The sequence below is a fragment of the Methylobacterium sp. WL18 genome, from assembly GCF_008040015.1.
In the GTDB taxonomy this organism is placed as follows: domain Bacteria; phylum Pseudomonadota; class Alphaproteobacteria; order Rhizobiales; family Beijerinckiaceae; genus Methylobacterium; species Methylobacterium mesophilicum.
In genome coordinates this window covers 1-6,212 of the sequence record NZ_VRVD01000274.1, presented here as the reverse complement: position 1 = coordinate 6,212, position 6,212 = coordinate 1, and the positions used below count along the sequence as shown (strand labels likewise).

The window sequence follows — 6,212 nt, the reverse complement described above, 5'->3', positions numbered from 1 at the left end:
GGCTTTCCGCCTGCCAGACGGCGCCGACCGCAGCCGGCCGGACCGGCCCAAAGGCGAGACCCGTCGCGGCCTCGATCTCCGCCCGCAGGCGGTGGATCGTCCGGCCGGTCGCGTAGAGCGACGGGGTCGGTTCAAGGGACATGATGGGGCGCCCGCCTCCGGTCGTCTGGCTCGTTCGGGCCGTCGTGTAGCGCATTTTCCCCGGCATGGGATGGCCGGGCCTGAATCACCGAAATCGTAGGGACAAGCGCGGCCGTCCCATCAAAGCGTCACGTCGTGGAAAGGATTTGGACATATCGTCGCCGTGATTGCCCCTTCAATCCAGGCGGGGGCCGCGAAAGTGCGACCGTTGCAGACGGGCCACGCCGGAGCGGAAACGCCATCCTGCGACGCGGCCTCGGATTGCCGGCTCGCGCCGAGGCGTGCCACCTCAGGTCAGTCTTTCCGGTCCGGCTCCGTCCGGCCGAGGGTCAAGGATAGAAGCGCCGCGGAATGCAAAAGACCGCCCTCGACGCCCTCCGCGACCGCCCCGCGACCTTCCTGTTCTTGCAGGGCATCGCATCTCCGTTCTTCTCCGATCTCGGCAAGGCGCTGCGCGCCCGGGGACACGAGGTCCGGCGCATCAACCTATGTCCCGGCGACTGGCTGTTCTGGAACGGCAAGGCGGACAATTACCGCGGTCGCCGCGAGGCCTGGGGCACGTATCTCGAATCGTATCTCGACCGCGAGGCCGTTACCGACATCGTGCTGTTCGGCGATTGCCGGCCGTTCCACCGGGCGGCCCGGATGATCGCGGAGGTTCGTGGCCTGCGGGTCCACGTGTTCGAGGAAGGCTACATCCGTCCCAACTGGATCACCTGCGAGCTCGGCGGGGTGAACGGCTTCTCGTCCCTGCCCCGTACGGCGGCCGAAGTCCGCGCGCTGGCGCGCCGCCTGCCCCAGCCCGGAAGGGCGATGCCCTCCACCGGCGACATGGCCCGCCGCAGCGTCTGGGATGTCGGCTACAACGTCGCCAACATCGCCTTCCCCTATCTCTTCCCGCATTTCCGCAGCCACCGGCCGACCCATATCGCGGCCGAGTACGCGGGCTGGATCAAGAAGTTCAGTCGCCGCTCCCACACCCGCCGCGAGGCGGCGCGCTGCGACGAGATCTACCGTGCGGTCGGCTGCGACTACTTCCTGCTGCCGCTCCAGCTCGACAGCGACTACCAGATCCGGGTGCACTCGCCGTTCCTGGGCGTCGAAGGCTTCATGGACCGGGTGATCAAGTCCTTCGCGGACGCGTCCTCGGCGCCGACGCGGCTCCTCGTGAAGCTTCATCCGCTGGACAGCGGCCTGATCAACTGGCGCAAGTTCGCCCGCGCCTCGGCCCGGCGCCACGGCGTCAGCGACCGGCTCGACTTCATCGACGGCGGCGATCTCCCGTCCCTGATCAAGGGCGCCCGCGGCGTCGTGATCGTCAACTCGACCGTGGGCATGTTGTCCCTGGAGATGGGCCGCCCCACCCACGCGGTGGGTACCGCGATCTACAACATGGCCGGCCTGACCCATCAGGCCGACCTCGATGGGTTCTGGACGAACCCGACCCCGCCGGACATGGGCCTGATGGCCGATTTCCGACGCGTGGTGCTGCACCGGACGCAGGTGAACGGCGGCTTCTTCTCCAAGGGGGCGATCGAGCGGGCGGTGGCCGGCTCGGTGCCGCGGATGGAATCCGCCCTCCCCGATTCGATGCTGGCCGCCGCGCGGGTGATTCGCGAGGGCGGCGAGAGCGACGGGCAACTCGCGCCTGTCTATTGAAGCGTAGCGGGAAACCTGTCGGTTTCCGCTGACAGTTTCCGGGTCCCGGTGACCCATTAAGTCACCGATGAGCCCTCCCCGGCCTTGATTTGTCCGGGCTCCGCGGCGTAGCACCCGCGTCATGCCCCGCATTCTGATCACTGGCGCGTCGAGCGGTATCGGCGCTGCGCTCGCACGCCACTACGCGCGTGCCGACGCGAGCCTCATCCTCGTCGGACGCAATGTCGAGCGGCTCGAAGCCGTGGCCCGGGACTGCCGGGCGAGCGGCGCGACCGTCGAGCCCGTGCGCCTCGACACCCGTGACCGGGCCGCCGCGATCGCCCTGATCCACAGGGTTCACGCCGCCCAACCGCTGGACCTCGTGATCGCCAACGCGGCCGTGAACGGCGGCAACCAGAAGGGCGAGGTCGAATCCGAGGAGACGGCCTTCGAGACCGCCGACATCAATTACACGGGCTCGCTCAACATCGTGCTGCCCACCCTGACGCTGATGCTCCAGCGCGGCAGCGGCCAGATCGTGCTCGTCTCGTCCCTCGCGGCCTACGCGCCGCTGCAGGATGCCCCGGCCTATAGCGGCGCCAAGGCCGCCCTGGTCGCCCACGGGCTGGCTCTGCGCCAGAAGGTCGGGCCGCGGGGCGTTAAGGTCAACGTCGTGGCGCCGGGCTACGTGAAGACCCCGATGGGCGGCGAGCTGAAGGGCTGGCGGCCCCTGGAGATGAGCGCCGAGCAGGCCGCCCTGTACATCGCCAAGGGCGTCGCCAAGGATCGCGACGTGATCGCCTTCCCGTTCGCGCTGGCGGCCCTCGCCAGGACCGTCCTCCTCCTGCCGGAGAGCATCCGCCGGGCCGGGCTCTACGCCTTCCGGTTCCAGCGGCGGCCGCGCCGCTGATGCCCCTGGCCCGGATCGCCCTGTTCGTGCTGGAGGCGCTGCCGAATGCCCGGGTGGTGCGCCGGTTCGTGGCCGATCACAGTGCCGACATCGCCTTCGTCGGGCTCTCGAACGCGGAGCGGCCGTCGAGCGGCGGGCTGACGGGCCAAGTCCGGCGCCATCTCGCTCGCTCCGGCGCCGGGATCCTGCCCTACCTCGCGGTGAATTTCGGGCTGCCCGACCTGCTGCGGCCGCTGGCACCCCTGACCCAGGCCGTGGCCGGCAGTGGCGATGCGCCGGAATCGACGCCGCTCAAGACCCTGTGCCGGCGCCTCGGCATCCCGACCCTGACAGTGGACGACGTCAACGGTCCCGAGGTCGCGCAGAGGCTGCGCGAGACCGCCCCCGACCTGATCCTGACCTACCATTTCGACCAGATCCTGAAGGCCGAAACCATCGGGCTGGCGCGGCTCGGCGGCATCAACGGTCATCCCGGGCTGCTGCCGCGCCATCGCGGGCCGGTCCCGACGATCCACGCCCTCGCGGATGGCCCGGGCGCCTTCGGCATGACCCTGCACCGGCTCGCCGCTACGATCGACACCGGGGCGATCCTCGCCCAGGAGGCCGTCCCGCTGCCCGCGGACACCACCGCCACCCGGGCGGCCGTGGCACTTCACGCCCATGGCCGCGGTCTGCTGGAGCGCCTCCTCGATGAGATCGCCCGCACCGGCCGCATCCCTGAGGGCCGCAGCACCGAGGTCTTGCCCTACTGTCCGTTCCCGGACCGCGCGCTGCTCGCCTCCCTGCGCCGGAGGGGCCTGCGCCTGACCGACGGACGGGACCTGCGCGAGGCGGTGAGCCTGTCGGGCCGGGCCGGTTAACCGGCCCTTAAGCCTGTTTCGGAAAGGATCGGTCAGTCCCTCTTCCCGTTCCGACCGAGCGCGCCCGCATGCCGGATACCAGCCCCCTCAAGGCGGCCGCCGACGCGCTGGCCTACGGCCGCCGGATGCAGAGCGGCCAGATTCGTGCGATCTCCGAGAACATCGCGAACGCCGACTCGGTCCCGGCCAATCCCAATGGGGTGCCGTACGCCCGGAAGATCGCGGTGTTCCGGCCGGTCGACGTCGATGCGGGGCGCGAGCCGGTCGGTCGCATCGTGCGCGATTCCAGCGATTTCCGCCGGCGTTACGACCCGTCCAACGTGTCCGCCGACCGGCAAGGCTATGTCCGCCTGCCCAACGTCAACGTCGCCCTCGAATCGGCCGACCTGCAGCGCGTGATCCGCAATTACGAGCTGAACCTCAGCGCCGAGGCGTCGATCGACGCGGTGAGCCGGGCCACGCTCAACCTCCTCGGGTGAGCCGGGCGTTGCGCTGGCCGTAGCCGGCGTAGATCGCCAGCCCGATCACCAGCCAGAGTGCGAGCCGGATCCAGGTGTCGGCCGGCAGCGACGCCATCAGGATCACGCAGGACAGGATGCCGAGCACTGCGACCGGGGTCGCCGCCGGGACGCGGAACGGCCGGGGCCTGTCCGGGTCCGTGCGGCGCAGGATCAGCACGATCGCGCAGACGAGGCTGAACGCCAGGAGCGTGCCGATGCTGACGAGTTCGCCCAGGATATCGATCGGCACCAGCCCGGCCACCGCCGCCGTGAACAGCCCGATCACCACCTGGCTCGACACCGGCGCCCGGGTCTCCGGATCGACCCGGCAGAACAGGGGCGGCAGCAGCCCGTCCCGAGCCATGGCGAAGAAGATCCGGCCCTGCCCGTAGAGCGCGGTGAGCGCCGAGGTGGTCAGCCCGATCAGCGCCCCGATCTTGATCACGATGGCGAAGCTGGGCAGCGCCAGGCGGTCGATGGCCTTGGCGATCGGGTCGGCGACGTCGAGTTCCCGGTAGGGCACGAGGCCGGTGAGCACCGCCGCCACCGCCACGTACAGGACCGTGCTGATCGCCAGCGATCCGATCAGTCCGGCCGGCGCGTCGCGCTGGGGCGCCCGGCACTCGCCCGCCGCGGTCGCGACGGTCTCGAAGCCGATGAAGGCGAAGAACACCACCGCGGCCCCGCGGAACACGCCGCTCCAGCCGTAGCTGCCGAACGTGCCGGCGTTCTCCGGCACGAACGGGTGCCACAGCGCCGGCTGCAGATGGACGGCACCGACGCCCACGAAGGCCAGGATGATCGCGATCTTGGCAACCACCAAGAGCCCGTTGATCAGGGAGGCGTCCCGGGTCGAGCGGGTCAGGAGCGCGGTCAGCGCCAGCACGATCCCGGCCGCCGGCAGGTTCACCCAGCCGCCGTCCCCCGGCGCCCCCGACAGCGCGGCCGGCAGCGTCAGGCCGAAATCCGCCGCGAGCGACTGCGCGTAGCCGGACCAGCCGACCGCAACCGTGGCCGCCGCCAGGGCGAATTCGAGCACCAAGTCCCAGCCGATGATCCAGGCCGGGAAAAGCCCGAGGGTCGCCCGGGTGTAGGTGTAGGTCGATCCCGCCTCCGGGATCATGGCGGCCAGCTCGGCGTAGCACAGGCCGACGAAGCCGCAGGCGATGCCGCCGATCACGAAGGACAGGCTGAGGGCCGGCCCCGCATATTGCGCCGCGGCGGTTCCGGTCAGGACGAAGATGCCGGCGCCGATCGTGGCGCCGAGCCCGATCGCGATCAGGCCCGGGGCCGTGAGGCTCCGCGCGAGTTCGGGATGACCGTTCGCCGGGCTCTCGATCCGGGCGATTGCGGCGGTGTCGGTCATGTCGCAGCTCATGGTCGTCCGGCATCAGCTGTGTCGGATGGGAGCCCGGCGAGCAAGATCCGAGCCGCGACGTCACGCCGCACGTACGGGCTCGAGGAAGCGGCCGACCTCGGCGCGCAGGTTCGCGAAGTCCTGCGATAGGCCCGAGACCGAGGCGAGCACGCGGCCGGCCTCGGATCCCGTGACCTGCACGTCGCCGGTGACATCGGTCAGGGTGGCGGTGATCGCGCTGGTGTCGGTGGCGGCCTCCGAGACGTTCCTGAGGATCTCACGGGTCGCCGCGTCCTGCTCCTCGACAGCCGCAGTGATCGCCGTGGCGACGCCGCTCATGTCGCGGATCCGAACGGTGATGCCGTCCACGGCCGTGACGGCCTGCCCGGTCGAGGTCTGGATGCGGTGAACCTGTGTGGCGATCTCCTGCGTGGCCCGGCCCGTCTGCTCAGCGAGTTCCTTGACCTCCGCGGCCACCACCGCGAAGCCCCGGCCTGCCTCCCCGGCCCGCGCCGCCTCGATCGTGGCGTTCAGCGCCAGCAGGTTGGTCTGGCCGGCGATGTTCGAGATCAGCGCCACCACATCGCCGATGCGCTCGGCCGCCGCGCTCAGCTCGGTCACCAGGGGTGTCGTCGTCGCAGATTGCGCGGCGGCCTCGCGGGCCAACGTGGCCGACGCGTCCACCTGCCGGCCGATCTCGCCAATCGACGAACCCAGCTCCGCGGCGGCCGCCGAGGCCAGCTGGACCTTGATTGCGGCATCCCCCGCGGAGGCCGCCACCGACAGGGACCGGTCCGCCGTCGTGG

At 70.6% G+C, this 6,212-nt stretch carries 6 protein-coding genes; 4 read left to right on the top strand and 2 right to left on the bottom strand.

From position 1 onward, the window contains the following. The first annotated feature begins 492 nt into the window (after positions 1–492). The 4 genes from FV228_RS18025 to FV228_RS18010 all read left to right on the top strand — a co-directional run bounded on the left by FV228_RS18025 (position 493) and on the right by FV228_RS18010 (position 4,028). Positions 493–1,800 (top strand): capsular biosynthesis protein, encoded by a 1,308-nt coding sequence (locus tag FV228_RS18025; RefSeq protein WP_147855887.1) that lies wholly within the window; start codon positions 493–495, stop codon positions 1,798–1,800. 121 nt (positions 1,801–1,921) lie between these two features. Beyond that, positions 1,922–2,689, top strand: coding sequence for an SDR family NAD(P)-dependent oxidoreductase (locus FV228_RS18020; RefSeq protein ID WP_147855886.1), 768 nt, complete (start codon positions 1,922–1,924; stop codon positions 2,687–2,689). Next, positions 2,689–3,549: a formyltransferase family protein gene (locus tag FV228_RS18015; protein WP_147855885.1), complete on the top strand. Its 861-nt coding sequence runs from the start codon at positions 2,689–2,691 to the stop codon at positions 3,547–3,549. The genes FV228_RS18020 and FV228_RS18015 overlap by 1 nt, the downstream gene beginning before the upstream one ends. A gap of 68 nt (positions 3,550–3,617) precedes the next feature. Beyond that, the gene (locus FV228_RS18010) at positions 3,618–4,028 is read left to right on the top strand and encodes a flagellar biosynthesis protein FlgC (RefSeq protein WP_147855884.1); all 411 of its coding nucleotides are present in this window, start codon (positions 3,618–3,620) and stop codon (positions 4,026–4,028) included. Here the strand turns inward: FV228_RS18010 and FV228_RS18005 are convergent. Continuing rightward, the gene (locus FV228_RS18005) at positions 4,012–5,415 is read right to left on the bottom strand and encodes an amino acid permease (RefSeq protein WP_147855883.1); all 1,404 of its coding nucleotides are present in this window, start codon (positions 5,413–5,415) and stop codon (positions 4,012–4,014) included. The two genes, FV228_RS18010 and FV228_RS18005, sit on opposite strands and share 17 nt — an antisense overlap. Before the next feature lie 72 nt (positions 5,416–5,487). Next, the coding region (locus tag FV228_RS18000) for a methyl-accepting chemotaxis protein (protein WP_246693941.1) at positions 5,488–6,212 on the bottom strand (725 nt) is incomplete at its 5' end.

Bases quoted from the DNA above. Each gene is read 5' to 3' on its own strand.
- FV228_RS18005 (WP_147855883.1), bottom strand. From the start codon at position 5,415: ATGACCGACACCGCCGCAATCGCCCGGATCGAGAGCCCGGCGAACGGT.
- FV228_RS18020 (WP_147855886.1), top strand. From the start codon at position 1,922: ATGCCCCGCATTCTGATCACTGGCGCGTCGAGCGGTATCGGCGCTGCG.
- FV228_RS18015 (WP_147855885.1), top strand. From the start codon at position 2,689: ATGCCCCTGGCCCGGATCGCCCTGTTCGTGCTGGAGGCGCTGCCGAAT.
- FV228_RS18025 (WP_147855887.1), top strand. From the start codon at position 493: ATGCAAAAGACCGCCCTCGACGCCCTCCGCGACCGCCCCGCGACCTTC.
- FV228_RS18010 (WP_147855884.1), top strand. From the start codon at position 3,618: ATGCCGGATACCAGCCCCCTCAAGGCGGCCGCCGACGCGCTGGCCTAC.